Below are 16,726 nucleotides of genomic sequence, written 5' to 3' on the forward strand. Positions count from 1 at the left end.
ATCGAGCACTCGGCCGGGAATAACTAAAATTTGCTCCGCGCCAAGTCCCCCATCTGCTTAAGTAGCGTATCTTTCACACCAATAGAAATCGAAGCCAGCACAATGACCGCAAACATTCCAATGACGACACCAGCCATTGAAAATAGCACCCGAAAACGATTCGCCCATAGCCCCAAACATGCCAGCTTAAATCCTGTAAGCAGCTTCATTGGCCGACTCCTTCAATATGCCGTTCTTCAATAAAAAAATACGTTCTGCCCGTTTGGCTACTTCTAAATCATGCGTAATCATCACGATGGTCGCCCCGTCTTTATGTACGTGTTCCATTAATTGCAATACTTCATCGGTGGTTTCTTCATCCAAGCTTCCCGTTGGTTCGTCTGCCAAAATCAAGCCTGGCTCATTAACAAGTGCCCTTGCAATCGCCACTCGCTGTTTTTCCCCGCCGGATAGCCGGTTCGGCTTTTGATTCTTTTTATGCAATAGCCCGACTGCGTCGAGCATTTGAAGCACCTTGGCTTTCTTTCCATTCCTTCTTTTCTCCCCATACGTAAGCGGCAAAAGCACATTTTGATAAACAGACAGATTGGGGATAAGGTGGAAGTGCTGAAAGATAAATCCAATCTCCTCATTGCGCAAAGCGGTCCGTCTGCGTGCACTCATTTGATGAACACCCTGCCCTGCCAACTCATATTCTCCACCATCAAGCACATCTAGCGTCCCTAACAAATTTAACAATGTACTCTTCCCCGATCCGGATTTGCCCATAATCGCCACATATTCACCTTTTTCAATATGCAGATTTACTCCTCGCAAGACGGGCAGCTTCTCTCCGCCGGAGCGGTAAACTTTTTGTCCGTTCCGCATTTCAATCATGACATAACCTCCTCTTCCTTTACTAAATATAAAAACCCCGTGATTATCCGGAGCTTATCCAGCATAATCACGGGGTTTTTTATTCGTCTCGATCATTGGCATTTGAAAAACTGTTCAATTACACGTTTATCTTGGGCAACAGTCTGTTTGGCCTTCTTATGTATAGAAATACATAAAGAGTGAGCGCTAACACTGCTCCAATCATATCCAAAAACACATCATTAAGAAGTGGTGTCCGCCCTCCTGTATAGAGCTGGTGCCATTCATCCATCCCGGCATACAGGAAGGTGCCAGCTAAAGCCACCAGTATGCCTTTCCTCACCCGATTCGGCTCCCATACTACGTATACCCGAAATAAGGCGACAGCTAATAAACCGAATAAAAACAGATGAGCAAACTTACGGATGAAAAACTCAAGAAAATAGTAGTATCCTTGCGTCTCAATAGATATCTCTTTTCCCCAATAGGTTACTCTGCAGGCGGACAGCACGCCGGAAAAAGGTTCTCCGGGAAGCACCTGCTCCAGAAAGGGCACAAGCGATTGCTCCTCATAGGTTTGTGAAGAAAAAGAATAAATGATCCCCGCCACAATCAGCAGCATCGCCATCCTTACTAAATACTTCATGAAAAACTCCTTCGGTATCATTGAGTATCCCATATCCTTCTATCATCTGCTGGACAACAATCAGTTGGCCATTATTTCATTTTTGAAGCCAGGACAGCTAAAATTTCCTTAAAGCCATTGTTATAAGTATTAGAAGCGGCAGCAGAGAAATGATTCGCCTTTGTCTTGGCAGGACCTGAATACAAGTCTACTGCCTCGTAAGGCAGTGGAAATTGTTTTGCCAAATCAGCGTATACGTATTTTATTCTGTCGGAGCCGAGAAATACCCACCAGCCCATCGTAAAAGTTCCTGACAGCTCGTATGGTCCGTATCCATTGTTCCGCGTAGTCGCATAATTCCATCTGTACAGCCCGTTACGGCCATCCATGAAATTATTTAACTTGTAATAAGGCTTCTTGTCATCGGGATCAACAAGAACCTTATCAAAAAACTGCTTTTCGAGCCCTTGGCGAACGTTCAGAAATAACTCTCTTTGGGATGAGCCTTTCGGATAGGCCTTAATAAAACTTGTGATCCATAGCGGGAAACGGTGGAAATGGGATGAATCAGCCGCTATCCCCTCTACTGGCTTTGCTGCCTGAATATTTTTTTTGTTATGGTACCCAGCATATAAGTAATCCGGATGGTCACTCCATACGCCCGGCTGGAATAACCACCGTCCATCTGCGTAAAAATGACTCTCTTGCTGAAATACCTGATAGTTTATTTTTAAAATATCTTTAAGCACCGGATCATTTTGGAAGTGTCGGCTTAAATCAGCAGCAATCGCAAATGTAAAAAACTCTTCATCCACGAATGCCCGATAATAGTGACGGTCTACCTTTTCATTTTCAAGCTTCCATAATACCCGTTGTCTCATCCCGCCCCGAAAATCTTTTTCTCCCCATTGCCACGCGGGCACTTCCAGCCATAGCTGCTGGATTTCACTTAATAAGTAATCCGCCAAATCATTAATGTGCTGCTTGTCGGCACCTTTATTCTCTGCTAATACGATATATTGGCTGATTAAATAATAATACTGCAGGGTGGACAACCGCTCCCCTTCCGCATGAATATTCAGCTCTTTGTGCTCGGCTGGGTTAAAATGCTGGAAATATTCTTTAAAATCACTTGTAAGCTCCTCATTAGAAGAAGAGTAAGCATAATGAAGAGGAACCATGAGCAAGTGCCCTGCATCATAAAAATCACGGCCGGATTGCAAGTCCTTTTGTAAATACACACGGATTGTGCTGTTCCACAAACTCTGTTCCTTCTCATTTAGCTTGCGGTTCACATCTTCATCCTCATGCCTGTTAGTAAAGATCGTTATACAGGTGACTGCGAAAGTAACCAGTAAAATAAAAACTATTAACTTCTTATTCACGGTATTTAGTCCTTTTTATTTGGATCTATTACAGACGGAAACTGTTTCTGCTTTGATTCTCGTGAAAAGTATGCACTCGTCAGATGCTTATTTTTCCTTTTACTGTTTTCTTAATTGTATCAATCACTTTCTGTTGCTGGTCTTCAGTCATACTTGACCCTGAAGGCAGACATACACCCTTTTCAAATAGCTCATCTGAAACGCTTCTTCCTTTTTCGTGGGGATAATAAGCTGCTCCTGCAAATACCGGCTGCAGGTGGAGCGGTTTCCAAACAGGGCGCGCTTCAATATTCTCCGCCGCTAACGCTTCTATTAGCTGTGAAGGAGACACTCCAAGCTGGTCCTCGTCCATTGTGAATGTTGTGAGCCAGCGGTTATGCACGGTTCCTTCAAGCTCAGGCATAAATTCCACCCCATTCACATGGCTAAGTTCTTGTACATACCGGTTGAAAATAGCTCTTCTTGCTGCTACACGTTCATCAAGCACCTCCAGCTGCGCTCTGCCGACCCCGGCTAAAATATTGCTTAGGCGGTAATTATGGCCTGTTTCGCTATGCTGGTAATGAGGCGCCGGGTCGCGGGCCTGCGTCGCCAGAAAGCGGGCTCTGTGCAGTGCTTCCTCATCGTTTGATATAAGCATCCCCCCGCCGGACGTTGTAATAATTTTATTGCCGTTAAAAGAAAACACGCCGAATTTGCCGAACGTCCCGCTTTTTCTGCCTTTATATTCAGCTCCAAGCGATTCTGCCGCATCTTCAATGACCGGCACGTGATAGTAATCACAAATCGCTAACAGCTCATCCATTTTTGCACTTTGGCCGTATAAGTTGACGATAACAACTGCTTTTGGCAAGCATCCGGCTTTCTCAGCATCCACAAAAGCACGCTTTAAAGCAGCCGGAGACATATTCCAGCTATCGGGCTCCGAATCAATAAATACCGGTTTTGCCCCTTCATATACAATCGGGTTTGCACTTGCTATAAAGGTCAGTGATGAGCAGAATACGATATCCCCTTTTTTCACATCAAGCAGGCGGAGAGCCAGATGAATCGCTGCTGTGCCTGAACTAAGCGCTACCGCTCCTCGCATACGCACATAATCCGCCAGCTCCTTTTCAAAGTTATCCACATTCGGACCAAGCGGAGCAATCCAGTTTGTTTCAAATGCTTCATTTATATACTTCTTCTCTCTTCCGCTCATGTGAGGCGGAGACAGAAGAATTTTCGATGACTGTACCAACGTTCTCCCTCCTTCTCTTATGTGTAAAACTTTTAATCAAGTGACTCATGTATATATTGAATAATCTTTGCCGGTGTACCGACTGCGGTTACTTCTTCTGGTATATCATTGATGACAGCGGCACCAGCCCCGACGACTGACCACGCCCCGATCCTTTTCCCCGGAATGACAACAGCCCCTGCCCCAATATGAACGCCTTCCTCGACATGCACACTCCCGGTAAGAGCGGCATTGGGAGAAATGTGGGCAAAATCTTCAATCTTGTTGTCATGCTCAATAACAGCCGCCGTATTAATGATGGCATGCCGGCCAACGAAAGTATCCGCATTTATGACGGCATAAGGCATGACAACTGTTCCTGCTTCTACAACAGCCGAGGGACTGATCACTGCCGAGGGGTGAATGAGTACGGCAAATTGCGCGTCTATAGATGCTAACCGTTCGGCCATTTTCTTTCTTACCCGGTTATCTCCAATTGCTATAACAAACCTCACCTCTTCTCCCGCTTGCTTGAGCTGTGATGCATACGAAACAGGAGCGAAAATCAATTCGCCCCTTTTCTCGGGAGACGGATATTTATCATCTAATAAAGCAACTATTTCATATTCTGCTCCCGCTCGAATAATATCCTGGATAACCTTGCTGTGCCCGCCTCCACCGACAATCGCAATTTTCTTCATTTCTCCACGCCTTTCGAACCTGTAAACTTCTCCATCGTCACATGCCCCGTCTGACTGATTCCTTCCGATTTAAATACTTTTAACACGGTCATGCCTAATATTTTCATATCCAGCCAGAAAGAACGATTGTCAACGTACCACACGTCCAGCAGGAATTTCTCTTCCCACGAAAGCGCGTTGCGGCCATTCACCTGCGCCCAACCGGTAATGCCGGGACGCACCTCGTGCCTCCTCGCTTGCTCCGGTGTGTAAAATTCTAAATACTCCATCAGTAATGGACGCGGACCGACCAGGCTGAGGTCACCTTTTAACACATTAAATAACTGCGGCAATTCATCGAGACTCAGCTTCCGAAGCAGCTGTCCAAAAGATGTCAGCCTCATATGATCAGGAAGCAACTGTCCGTTTTCATCATTCTCATCAGTCATTGTCCGAAATTTATAAACAAAAAAAGGCTTGCCATGCAAGCCGGGACGCTGTTGTTTAAAAAGGACGGGCGAACCCAGTTTTAAGCGGATCAAAAAAGCGGTCACCAAGAGAACCGGCGACAAGAACATTAGACCAAGGAAAGAACAAATAATATCAAACGATCTTTTCATTGATTTCTACTCCCTCTGTGTCTTGCAGCATGACAGCCTCGAGCTGACCGCCTAGCACTTCCCATGAATAATGCTCTTTCACGTATTCTCTCAGAAATCTGCCCTCTTCCTGGAGCTTCTTGGCAGAGTGGAAAGCGTCGACAATTACTTGCTTCAGCTTTTCTAAATCATCCTGTGCATGAACCCCTTTCACTCCGCTCAACGAACCTGAGAGATCCGGGTTAGCGACCATGACAATCGGAAGGCCAGCAGCCATATAATCATAAATCTTATTCATGCTGAACCCCCATTTGTAAAGCGGGGTATCCAATATTGAAATAATGCCCATCTGAACCTTGCTCAATAAATAAGGAATATGAGATTTCGGCACCGGGTCTTTGAAAGTGATATTGCGAAGGTTTTCTTTTTGCACCCGTTCCATTAATTCTTGCTTTTTTGCGCCTCCCCCGACTAACAGCAAATGAATTTCCGGATGATCTTGCAGCATGGAAAATAAATCAATAACAGGTTCTAAATGATTAGCGATTCCATGTGAACCGATATAGGCGACCACAAACTTGTTTTCCAGTCCCTTGAACATTTCATCGACATGAAGCGTCTTCTCTACTTGTTCATATGGAGACAAGTTCACTCCGTTAGGAAGATAGATGACCTTGTTCGGATCGACTCCCCTCGACTCTACGTAGTTTTTCGCCTTATCAAACAGCACGATAATCCGCTCGGCTTTTTCGTATAAAAAACTTTCTAACTTATATAAAACGATGGCTAAAGGGTGAGTGGAAGAAATTTTTCCAAAGTCAACAAATGTTTGCGGCCATAAATCGCGCTCTTCAAAATAAAATTTACAATTCGCTTTTTTGGCTGTTAAATACCCGACAATGGCTGCTAAAGGATGAACGCTTGAACCGATCACGATATCAGGCGACTCTTCTGCACAGCTAGCTATAGCGATTTTATAGCTTTTTAACGTGTAGCTTAAAATGTTTTTCACTCGTCCTAGCGAATGGCGATAAGCCGGGGTGTTAATCCAGACATACTTTATTCCATTGATCCATTCCACTTCACTCGGCTTTTCTTTACTGTGGAAGACCATCTCCTTTTTGGAAAAGTGATTGAACGAAGATGCAAATATTGTGACCTGATGCCCTCTGTCAGATAAATGCTTCGCCAAATCAAAATGCCTCGTTCCGCCAACATGCGCCGGAGTGGTTGCGTAATGATTAAAGATCCATATGTTCACTTTATACCCTCACTCTTGATTTCTTAATAATTGCCCGGCTGGCACTTCCCTTAATTTTTTGGCCGGTGAACCGACAACAAGCTCTTCCTTTTGTATATCCTTCGTTACGACGCTTGCCGCAGCCGCTGCCCCATCCTCATGAATAACTTTTCCCGGAAGAATGGTCGAATTTGCTCCGATGCGGCCGCCATCTTTAATCGTGACTCCCTTAAATTTATCGAATCTTTCCTTGCTTCTGCCCATATAGTTATCATTGGTTGTTACGACACAAGGAGCAACAAACACATCATCACCGAGTTCAGAATAAGCAGTAATATAACAATTGGTTTCCAGCTTGCATCGCTTCCCTACTTTACAGTCATTTTCCACTGCGACTCCGCGGCCAATAATCGTCCGCTCGCCAATCATCACTCGCTCACGAACAGTGGCTAAGTCAGCGATAAATACATCATTACTAATTTCTGCGTTCGCATAAATAATTGCCGATGTTCCAATCGTGACACCTGATCCAATGACAGCAGGCGGAAGCTGTGTCGTTTCCGGTAAGATCGAGGATTTTGCTCTCGTTGGCTGTTTTCCAATGACGGCATTATCCTGGATAATTACGTTGTTTCCAATCTGTGTTCCTTCATATATAACGACGTTATTGCCAAGCACTACATTGTCCCCAAAAGATACGTTCTTTCCAATAACAGAATTATGGCCTCTGCTTACGGACACATTCATCATTGATCTCTCCTTAGAAAAAACCGCCTGGTAAACAGGCGGTTTTGATAGTCTATTTTGTAAGTTCTTTTGTTGCTTCCACTGATTTCTGTTCCTTCTCAAAAGCATTCTCATAAAATGCCACTATCTTTTCAATGATATAATCTTGGTCGTCCTGCTTTAACTCGGGATACATCGGAAGCGAAAGGGCTTCTTTAGCCGCTTTCTCCGTTTCTGGCAAGTCCCCCTCCTCGTAGCCAAGCTCTTTAAATACCGGCTGAACATGAAGCGGCTGCGGATAATATACCATGGTAGCAACTCCCTGTTCCTTCAAGTATTGCTGCAATTCATCACGTTTCGGCACACGCAATGTGTACTGGTGGAACACATGGTAGTTCCCTTGTTTCTGGACTGGCGTTTGGACAATTCCTTCCAGTTTGGTCTCCAGCTGATCTGTATAATAAGCAGCGCGTTCGCGACGGCTATGAGACCACTTATCCAAATAAGGGAACTTTACATTCAAAATAGCAGCCTGCATCTCATCGAGACGGCTATTATAGCCTAAAACATGATGATAATATTTCGGCTTGCTGCCGTGTACTCGGATAACCCGGGCCTTTTCTGCAAGCTCTTCATCATTTGTGACAATCATTCCGCCGTCCCCGTAGCCTCCCAGGTTTTTTGTCGGAAAAAAACTGTACGTTGCGGCTGTGCCAAGCTCTCCGACGCTCTTGCCGTTTTGTTTGGCGCCAATAGCCTGGGCAGCATCCTCAATCACAACTAGATTATATTCATCAGCGATGTGCCTGATCGCTTCCATATCTGCCATTTGGCCGTATAAGTGAACAGGGATGATAGCTTTTGTCTTCTCTGTAATGGCTGCTTCGATTTTGGCCGGATCAATATTAAAGGTGACCGGATCAATATCGACATACACAGGTACTGCGCCAGCGCGCGCGATAGCTCCCCCTGTTGCAAAAAATGTAAAAGCTGTGGTAATGACTTCATCGCCTGCTTCCACTCCTGCAGCCTGTAAGGCAATGTGAATTGCGTCACTGCCGTTACCGACACCCACTCCATAATTCACTCCGCTATACTTGGCTACATCGGCTTCGAGCTGTTTGACATTATCCCCTAAAATAAATTGAGAAGAGGACATCACTTCATCCAGCTTGGCCATAACTTCTTTTTTCATTGATTGATATTGTTCAGATAAATCGAGCATTTTAATCTTCATAACAAACTCCTTATGTATCTAAATTTATTAAGCGAGACTCTCATAAACCGCTAGCAGCTTCTCATTTTCCCTTTCCCAGTTATATTCTGTTTCCACCGCCTTGCGGCCATTTTCCCCCATTCGCTCTGCTTCCTCCGGATGATCTACTAACCATTGGATCGCAGAAGCAATTTGCCGCGGATTTAACGGGTCGACGCAAAGGCCGCATTTCCCTTTTTCCACGATAATCCCTTCCCATAGCGGGAAATTGGAGGCGATTACTGGCAAACCTGCTGCCATATACTCAAACATTTTTACTGGAAGGGCATCAATGTAGTTTATCGTCGGGTGCAAGACGACGAGTCCTGCCTTTGACTTCCGGTATATTTCTTTCACACCTTCCCGATTTACATAGCCCAACTCATCTACTTTTGCCCAGCCTGGCAGCGCAGCGACCATGTCTCTTTCCGAAGCAGTCACAAATTTTCCACCAAGCAGCAGGGAGACACTTTCTGTAAATTGAAGAGCCTCCACCATTTCACGAATCCCTCGGATAGCGGTGATGCCGCCAACATAGCAGGCCGCATTTTCTTTTTCCGCCCAGGAAACATTATCAATCTTCAACTCTTCCAGTATGGGATAGTTATTAACATCACGCGCTTGGCAGCCCAATGTTAGAAAACGGTCCCGAATATGAGGAGTAGCAGCTAAAATGGCATCAAATTTCCGTGCCGCCCTATTTTCAAATTGTTCAAAGGCAGCAGAGATCCCTTTTCGCAGATAACTCGGCAGCCATTTCTTTGATAAAATTTGCCGCGGCACATCTTCATGGACATCATAAATCACTTTTTTGCCAGCTTTTTTCAGCTTTAAGCCGGCAGGGATTAGTTCAGGGTCATGGAAGTGATAGACATCCGCATCTATTTCGAATCCCTTTTTCAACACACGGTCAACTGTTTTAGTCATCCGCCTTAAACGATTTCCATTTTCCTTGGATACGCCGTGCAGCTGTACTCCATCAATAACGGAGTCAGGCGCTCCCGGTACAACAAGATGCACCTCATATCCCGATACAGCAAGAGAGCGGCACTCTTTAATAAATATTCTTGTATCGTTATGAGGATGGACTGACGTTAAGTGACATATCTTCATTTTTTACTCCCTATCGTATTTATTTCATTTGTAAACAGACTGTTGGCAAGCCAAAGCATTAAAATGGCAAATAAAATTCCATGCGTCAGCAAGGAGGTGAAAAATGCCGCATTAATCAATGACATGGCAGGGATCACGAGAATAGACATGGCCAGAAAAGAAGGCACCGAAACAGATGCTGTATCGATAAGCTTTAATAAGAATGCAAGCAGCAATGAAAATCCTAGCACCCCTAACACTCCAAAATTCAAATAAGCGTCTCCAAAAAACCCGACGTTAGGGGCAAAGTTTTCCCTGTTGTAGTATGAGAGCGCCACTAATTGCACAGGCGTCATATGATAGATGTTGTCATTGATAAAGCTTAAAAAAGAATGGGAAAGCTTGTACTTCTCTATCGGCTGAAAAAAGTGGTAATAGACATAATGCAAGTTGCTCGGTACGAAAAACAAACGTCGGATAAAAATGGATGCCATGTAAAACGAACCAAAAAAGTGATAAATCCCAATGCATATCGAGAGCAACAGTGAAGAGCCTAAAGACATAACGAGCAGCAAATTATCTCTTAGCTTCGTTTTCTCAAACAGTTGGAATCCAACCAAGACTAACGGCGCAAAAAGAAAGCTTTTAAAGTTAGTCATCGAAAAAAGAAATACTTGCAATAAGATAAATATCCCGGCAATCTTAAAATTCCGCTTGTACATCGCAACGGCGATAACCAGCATATTGACGACATGAGCCTGCCATGGCAGCAAATAGGCCAACACCTTGTTATTCGTATTGGCGTATGCCTCTCGCACTTGATAAATTTCCATTAAATTCAAATTAATTCGACCGAGGCCGCCTTGTGCAATTAACAGCCCATAAACGATAAGCGACATGCCGCCAATGATTATGAAAGTTAAGCTTTTTCCTTCCTTAAGCTTCACCAAGCGCACTTTTGAAAACGTGCTGACGATCAAAATGATGAGAGATAAGGAAACAGTAATTGAATAAATAAACGGCCGAGGCTGGTTTTGCAGCCAAAACAAGGCCGTTAAAGGAATATACAGCAGCACAATGATTAAATAGATAACAATTTTGCTCGGTGCTTTTTTGCTTTCCAGCAAAGAGATAGCAACTAGGAAAATTATTGAAGCCAGTATGTAGGACTCAACCATTTTCGGAAAAGATTCATATAGAATGAAGCCCTCATAAGAGAAAATGGGATTAATAATCGTTGTATAGCTGTATTCCAAAAGAATTTTTAAAGCAAGTAAAGAAATGAATGTGACTGTCTTTGTTTTTATCATGTATCTCTCCAAACAACGAATATATTCATTTAGTCGCGCGTATGACCGGGATCCCGGCTAATGTTAAAAATGAAAAATAAATATAAGCTATAAAAAAGCAGTTCGTGAATGGAATATACGAAGACCACTCCTTTTATATTCAAGTAGACCGAGCTGATCCAAAGCACCGAAAGGGTAGAAACTGCCCTTATTCCTTGAATGAGAGAAAGCAGCTTCACTTTTTGTTTCACAAAAAATACGACACTGAGCGGAGAGACAACAAACTTGGCGTAATAGCCAAAGGCTAAGATTTGCGACAGCTCTCCTGCCATCCGCCATTTTTCACCGAATACAAGCGCAAATCCCCACGGCCCCGCAACAACAAGCAGAATGACAGGAAGAACGCCAATACCTGCAAGCAGCATGAGAACTTTTTTTAACACATGCAAAAAAGATTTTCCTTCAGCGTGCAACTCAGCTACTTCACTTAAAAACACTTGCGCCACCGAAGCGGAGATAAGGGAAATCGGCATGGCCGCTACCCGTATCGTTAAACTGTAAAATCCAACAATGGCTTCGGAAAAAAAACGCATTAAAATAAACACCGGAGCCTGGACAGCCAGGTTGTCAAAAAAAGCAGATGAGCTGTTGTACAACGGATAATGCTTATGCTTTGCCGCCGTCTTCCATAATAATGGAAAGTCGTATTGGCGAAAATCAAATAAAGAACCGATCTTTTTTATTCTCGTCTGATACATATTGGAAACGACGTAACCGAGTACATTTCCTAAAATCAGCCCAACCGATTGAAGGCCTGTCCAGCCGAACAAGATGGAGGCCCCGCTGGTGACAGAGCTCCGGAGCACCTTCCCTTTAGAAAGCACTCCGAATTCCTTGTGCTTGTTCAAATAATAATTTAGCCCCTGAGAAATCCCCATGACGAGAAGTGTGAGCGGGATATATAACAGGAGCGACGAGGCTTTCTCCAGCTTAAATAAGCGAAGTACCGGATCATGAAAGAGCTGTTCCACTGCCAACAGAAGAACAGTAAAAAGTATAGAAGAAACGAAGACTACCTTGAACAGCTGTTGGCTTTCTTCCTCTGATTTCACCGTATTGATGGCAAACTCATATCTGCCTGTTGTATATACAATCAATAAAGCGCAGACAGACAAATAAAAGCTAAAATAACCGAACTCCTCCGGGCTGTATATTCTTGTCAGCACCGGTGAAGCCACAATATTAATCAATTGAGCAAACAAGGTAGCGGAAAATAAAGCTGCAAAATTTTTAAGAAAACGATTGGCATTTAACCTTTCCATTGCTATCATTACAGGCACTTCCCCGGCTATTTACAATTTTAAATATTTGCTCTGTTCCTTATTTCTATAAGTGTTGCGCGTATCAAATATAGCCTGTGATTTTCTCATAATCGTCTGATAATCAAACAAGCTATGGTTCGTGGCAATGACTGTCAAGTCAGCTTGTTCAAGCAACTCGTCCGTCAAATGCGCCGTGGTATGTAACTTTCCTTTTAGCTTAAATTCCCGGACATGCGGATCGACAGCAGTCCAGTTAGCCTCAGCCTGGGTCATTTTCTCAAGAATAGGCAGGACCGGTGATTCCCGGTAATCATCAATATCTTTCTTATAAGCCACACCTAACACAAGAATATTAGAGCCTTTTAAAGCTTTTCCGCGCTCGTTCAAAATTTCCATACAGCGCTGAATAACAAATTCCGGCATGCTGTCATTAATTTCACCGGCTGTCTCAATTAGCTTTGTATGATAGTTATATTCGCGCGCCTTCCAAGTGAGGTACCACGGATCAATCGGGATGCAGTGGCCGCCAAGCCCCGGTCCCGGATAAAATGGCATAAAGCCGTATGGTTTCGTTGCCGCAGCATCGATGACTTCCCAAACATCTATGCCCATCTTATTGCACAGGATCGCCATTTCATTTGCCAAAGCAATGTTAATGTTGCGGAACGTATTCTCAAGCAGTTTTTCCATTTCAGCCACAGCCGGACTGGACACTTCATGCACATCACCTTCCAATACAGAGCGGTACATCGTAGCCGCTACTTTTGTACAGGTCTCTGTCATGCCGCCAACGACTTTCGGTGTGTTTTTCGTGTTAAAGTCTTTATTGCCGGGATCGACCCGCTCCGGAGAATAAGCAAGAAAAAAGTCTTCGCCGCACACTAATCCGTTCTCTTCAAGAATTGGCTTAATTAATTCCTCTGTCGTGCCCGGATAAGTCGTGCTTTCCAACACAACGAGCATTCCTTTTTTCATATGCTTGGCAATAGCTGTGGCAGAGCTTTGGACATACTCCATGTTCGGCTGTTTATAAACGTCCAGCGGCGTCGGCACACAAATGGCCAAAGCATCTACTTCTTCAATAAATGAATAATTAGAAGTAGCTTTTAGCTTGCCGGAGTGAACAAGTTCCTCCAGATCCGCGGCGACTACATCGCCAATGTAGTTCTCCCCTTGATTTACCTTCTTTACTTTCTCTTGCTGCACATCAAATCCGATAACATCGTAGCCGGCTTTTGCCTTCTCTACCGCCAGCGGCAGCCCTACATATCCAAGACCGACAACCCCAATGACGGCTGTCTTGTTTTTCAATTTGGTGATGAGCTGTTCGGCTGTATTAGTGATCGTTTGTGTTGTCATAATTACTCCCCTTTACATACATACTTTGACAGGCTTCATATAAATTGGTTCATTTCTCGCAGCTGATTCGTAAAAAGCAAGAACAAGCTCCAAGGCTCCCCTGCCGTCTTCTCCTGTAACAGCCGGTTCTTTATTCTCTTTTACCGATTCCATCATGTCCTCAATAATGCACTGATGTCCCGGTGTTCCCCACGGATCAGATTTAACTTTATTTAATATCTCTTCGGTTTCTTCCTCGGACATGCCCTCAATTGTTAAGCATTCAAAGTAGAGGGCATTCGGTCCGCCAATTTTCACTGTGCCTTTCTCGCCAAAGATCGTAATCGATTCTTCAAAATTGCTTTGATACACCGTTGTAGAAGCTTCCACTGTGCCAAGGGCTCCTGATTCAAAACGGATCAATCCGGTTGACACATCTTCCGCTTCGATGTTCCGCAAGCGCGTCGCTTCCATGCTGAAGATTTGTTCAGGCTGTCCCATGAACCAAAGCAATAAATCGAGAGTGTGAATCGCTTGATTCATCAACACGCCGCCGTCATACTGTTTCGTGCCGCGCCACGGAGCCTGGTCATAATATTCCTGATTTCGGTTCCAGTTGACGGTAGCATTAGCATGGCTGATTTTCCCCAGCAGCCCCTTGTTCAAAATATGTTTCAGCTCTTGCACAGCTGGACGAAATCGGTTTGGGTGAACAACCGCCAGCTTGACGTTATGCTTCCTACAGGCATAAATGATTTGATCCGTCTCCCTTAAATTCATCGCCATCGGTTTTTCCAAAATAATATGCTTCCGTGCTCTCGCCGCCTCTTCAGCTAATGGCGCATGGAGGCCGCTCGGTGTGCAAATGCAGACAATATCTATGTCCTCTCTTTGCAGCATCTCCGCAAATTCGCTAAATGGCTCTGCCCCGTACGTGTCTGTATAATATTCCATAGCTTCTGGCACCTTATCGCACACAGCGACAAGCTTTGCCCCTTGTATGTTTTCAATAGCTCTAGCATGTTTTTTCGCAATAAAGCCACAGCCTGCAATAGCAAAATTCATGACTAAACTCCTTCTTTCTATATTAGTAATCCGCTAACTTCCTTCATTAACTGCTGCAGCCCGTCTTTCGCATTCGCGATATCTATTAACTCTTTTTTCAGCATCCGGCTGTTTTTTGAAGGAAGAGTATCAATAAATTCCCACAGCACTTCCGGTTCCACCTGAGCTGCCTTGCCGACATGGATTTTCGGGAAGACCTGTTCGGGATGAATTTCATTTTTGTTCAGCAATTCCTCGTACATTTTTTCACCTGGGCGTATCCCGGAAAACTTAATGCCTACCTCTTCCACGCTGAATCCTGATAGTTTAATAAGATTCTTGGCAAGATCCACGATTTTGACAGGCTCTCCCATATCAAGAACGAAAATTTCGCCCCCTTTAGCAAGCGCACCCGCTTGAATCACAAGCCTGGATGCTTCTGGAATGGTCATGAAGTAACGTGTCATTTCGGGATGGGTAACGGTGACCGGTCCCCCTGCCTGAATTTGTTTTTTGAACAGTGGAATGACGCTTCCTCTTGAACCGAGCACGTTGCCAAACCGGACAGCGACAAAGCATGTGTTGCTTTGTTTATCAAGCTGCTGAATGATCATTTCAGCAAGACGCTTCGTTGCCCCCATCACATTTGTCGGGTTTACCGCCTTATCGGAAGAGATGAGGACAAACTTATTTACACCAGCAGCACAGGCCGCTTCTGCTAAATTTTTTGTGCCGAAGATATTATTTTTAACAGCTTCCTCCGGATTGTGTTCCATGAGTGGCACATGCTTATGGGCAGCGGCATGATAGACAACATCTGGACGGTAGTCCTCCATGACCCGGAACATGCGCTCACGATCCTGAATGTCGCCAATGATGGGGATAATTTCAATCGTTTCCTTGTAGCGAGTGCGCAATTCCAAATCAATTTGATAAATGCTGTTTTCTCCATGCCCGACAAGGATGATCTTCCGCGGCCGGAACGTGCTGATCTGGCGGCAAATCTCCGAACCGATCGACCCGCCTGCCCCTGTGACAAGCACGGTTCGGCCGGTTACATATTCTGCGATGCTTTCAATATTAAGCTCTACTGGGTCCCGACCAAGCAAATCTTCCACTTGCACTTCGCGAAACTGGCTAACCGGCACCCTGCCAGTGATGACATCTTCAATGAGCGGCATAATCTGGACCTTCGCGCTCGTCTTAGCGCATTGTTTGTAAATATGTTGAATTTCGGAGCGTTTCAATGAAGGAATCGCAATAATAATGTGGTCTATTTTCCACTGCTTCACCAATCTCGGTATATCCGCTGTTTTCCCTGCTACAGTGAGTCCATGAATTTGCAGCCGTTGTTTGTTGGTATCATCATCTACAAGCACAACCGGATGGAAATCAGCATCGTTATGATTAAGCAGCTGCCGGACGACCATGGAACCACCGGAGCCTGCTCCCACAATTAACGCTCTCTTTTTTCCCTTACCCCTTGCCATAAAATGATTGCGGTACAAGCGCCAGGAAAAACGGGAACCGCCGATTAATAAAATATGCAGCATCCACGTAATTAAAAGCACGCGCACATAAATATCCTGAAAAGCAACGAGTTGAATAACAGCTGTCGTTATAACGGATAAGGTGACCGCTTGTACAATAGCTATCAATTCATGGACACTCGCATATTCCCAAGCTTTCTGGTAGAGCCTGTAAAGAGCGGCAAACAAATGATGGCTCGCTAAAAGTGAAATCGAACTAATAGCTAAGGTGCCTACATTATAGATGTTCATGTAAGGATGCAGCAGGAAATAGCCGATATAGATGGAGAATAAAACGATAGCTGAATCAAGCGCAGCTAACAGCGACAGCCTTTTTTGATACGTCAATGCCATTCACCTCTCTCAATTTTCAAAAGTCATAGTGTTATGCAAAACAACTAATAGAAAACCACTCTCCAAATGGGCTTTTATTAATTGTCTTTCCAAATGCTGATCGCCAAGCTGAATAGATGAAGCTTGTAAAGAAAATTGGGCATCTAACCCACCCTCACGCTGCACTATTGACGA

At 44.4% G+C, this 16,726-nt stretch carries 16 protein-coding genes; all 16 read right to left on the reverse strand.

The window, feature by feature from the left end:
* Positions 1–23: 23 nt before the first annotated feature.
* Complete coding sequence (locus CJ483_RS25075) at positions 24–209, reverse strand: ABC transporter permease (RefSeq protein WP_259455627.1); 186 nt, start codon at positions 207–209, stop codon at positions 24–26.
* Positions 187–876, reverse strand: a complete 690-nt coding sequence (locus CJ483_RS11770; protein WP_120035159.1) for an ABC transporter ATP-binding protein — start codon at positions 874–876, stop codon at positions 187–189. The genes CJ483_RS25075 and CJ483_RS11770 overlap by 23 nt, the downstream gene beginning before the upstream one ends.
* 118 nt (positions 877–994) lie before the next feature.
* Positions 995–1,501 carry a VanZ family protein gene (locus tag CJ483_RS11775; RefSeq protein ID WP_259455628.1) on the reverse strand — a complete coding sequence of 169 codons (507 nt, stop codon included), beginning with the start codon at positions 1,499–1,501 and terminating at the stop codon, positions 995–997.
* A 71-nt stretch (positions 1,502–1,572) separates the two neighbouring features.
* Positions 1,573–2,865, reverse strand: coding sequence for a hypothetical protein (locus CJ483_RS11780; protein ID WP_142927227.1), 1,293 nt, complete (start codon positions 2,863–2,865; stop codon positions 1,573–1,575).
* Between the two features lie 79 nt (positions 2,866–2,944).
* Positions 2,945–4,066: a DegT/DnrJ/EryC1/StrS family aminotransferase gene (locus CJ483_RS11785; protein ID WP_120037982.1), complete on the reverse strand. Its 1,122-nt coding sequence runs from the start codon at positions 4,064–4,066 to the stop codon at positions 2,945–2,947.
* A gap of 71 nt (positions 4,067–4,137) precedes the next feature.
* On the reverse strand, positions 4,138–4,785 hold the full coding sequence (locus CJ483_RS11790; protein WP_120035163.1) for an acetyltransferase: 648 nt from the start codon (positions 4,783–4,785) through the stop codon (positions 4,138–4,140).
* Positions 4,782–5,384, reverse strand: coding sequence for a sugar transferase (locus CJ483_RS11795; protein WP_120035165.1), 603 nt, complete (start codon positions 5,382–5,384; stop codon positions 4,782–4,784). Before CJ483_RS11795 ends, CJ483_RS11790 begins: the two co-directional genes overlap by 4 nt.
* Positions 5,368–6,624: a glycosyltransferase family 4 protein gene (locus CJ483_RS11800; RefSeq protein ID WP_120035167.1), complete on the reverse strand. Its 1,257-nt coding sequence runs from the start codon at positions 6,622–6,624 to the stop codon at positions 5,368–5,370. The genes CJ483_RS11795 and CJ483_RS11800 overlap by 17 nt, the downstream gene beginning before the upstream one ends.
* A 9-nt stretch (positions 6,625–6,633) precedes the next feature.
* Positions 6,634–7,353, reverse strand: coding sequence for an acyltransferase (locus tag CJ483_RS11805; protein WP_120035169.1), 720 nt, complete (start codon positions 7,351–7,353; stop codon positions 6,634–6,636).
* A 49-nt stretch (positions 7,354–7,402) separates the two neighbouring features.
* Positions 7,403–8,566 carry a DegT/DnrJ/EryC1/StrS family aminotransferase gene (locus CJ483_RS11810; protein ID WP_120035171.1) on the reverse strand — a complete coding sequence of 388 codons (1,164 nt, stop codon included), beginning with the start codon at positions 8,564–8,566 and terminating at the stop codon, positions 7,403–7,405.
* 27 nt (positions 8,567–8,593) lie between these two features.
* A complete protein-coding gene (locus CJ483_RS11815; RefSeq protein ID WP_120035173.1) occupies positions 8,594–9,697 on the reverse strand; it encodes a glycosyltransferase family 4 protein in 1,104 nt (367 codons plus the stop codon).
* Complete coding sequence (locus CJ483_RS11820; RefSeq protein WP_120035175.1) at positions 9,694–10,986, reverse strand: oligosaccharide repeat unit polymerase; 1,293 nt, start codon at positions 10,984–10,986, stop codon at positions 9,694–9,696. Before CJ483_RS11820 ends, CJ483_RS11815 begins: the two co-directional genes overlap by 4 nt.
* 29 nt (positions 10,987–11,015) lie before the next feature.
* Complete coding sequence (locus CJ483_RS11825) at positions 11,016–12,296, reverse strand: lipopolysaccharide biosynthesis protein (protein WP_120035177.1); 1,281 nt, start codon at positions 12,294–12,296, stop codon at positions 11,016–11,018.
* A gap of 21 nt (positions 12,297–12,317) precedes the next feature.
* Positions 12,318–13,646 (reverse strand): nucleotide sugar dehydrogenase, encoded by a 1,329-nt coding sequence (locus CJ483_RS11830; RefSeq protein ID WP_120035179.1) that lies wholly within the window; start codon positions 13,644–13,646, stop codon positions 12,318–12,320.
* Between the two features lie 12 nt (positions 13,647–13,658).
* On the reverse strand, positions 13,659–14,690 hold the full coding sequence (locus CJ483_RS11835) for a Gfo/Idh/MocA family protein (protein ID WP_120035182.1): 1,032 nt from the start codon (positions 14,688–14,690) through the stop codon (positions 13,659–13,661).
* Positions 14,691–14,707: 17 nt separating this feature from the next.
* Positions 14,708–16,546: a polysaccharide biosynthesis protein gene (locus tag CJ483_RS11840; protein WP_120035184.1), complete on the reverse strand. Its 1,839-nt coding sequence runs from the start codon at positions 16,544–16,546 to the stop codon at positions 14,708–14,710.
* Positions 16,547–16,726: the final 180 nt, after the last annotated feature.

It is taken from the genome of Bacillus sp. PK3_68 (assembly GCF_003600835.1).
In the GTDB taxonomy this organism is placed as follows: domain Bacteria; phylum Bacillota; class Bacilli; order Bacillales; family Domibacillaceae; genus Pseudobacillus.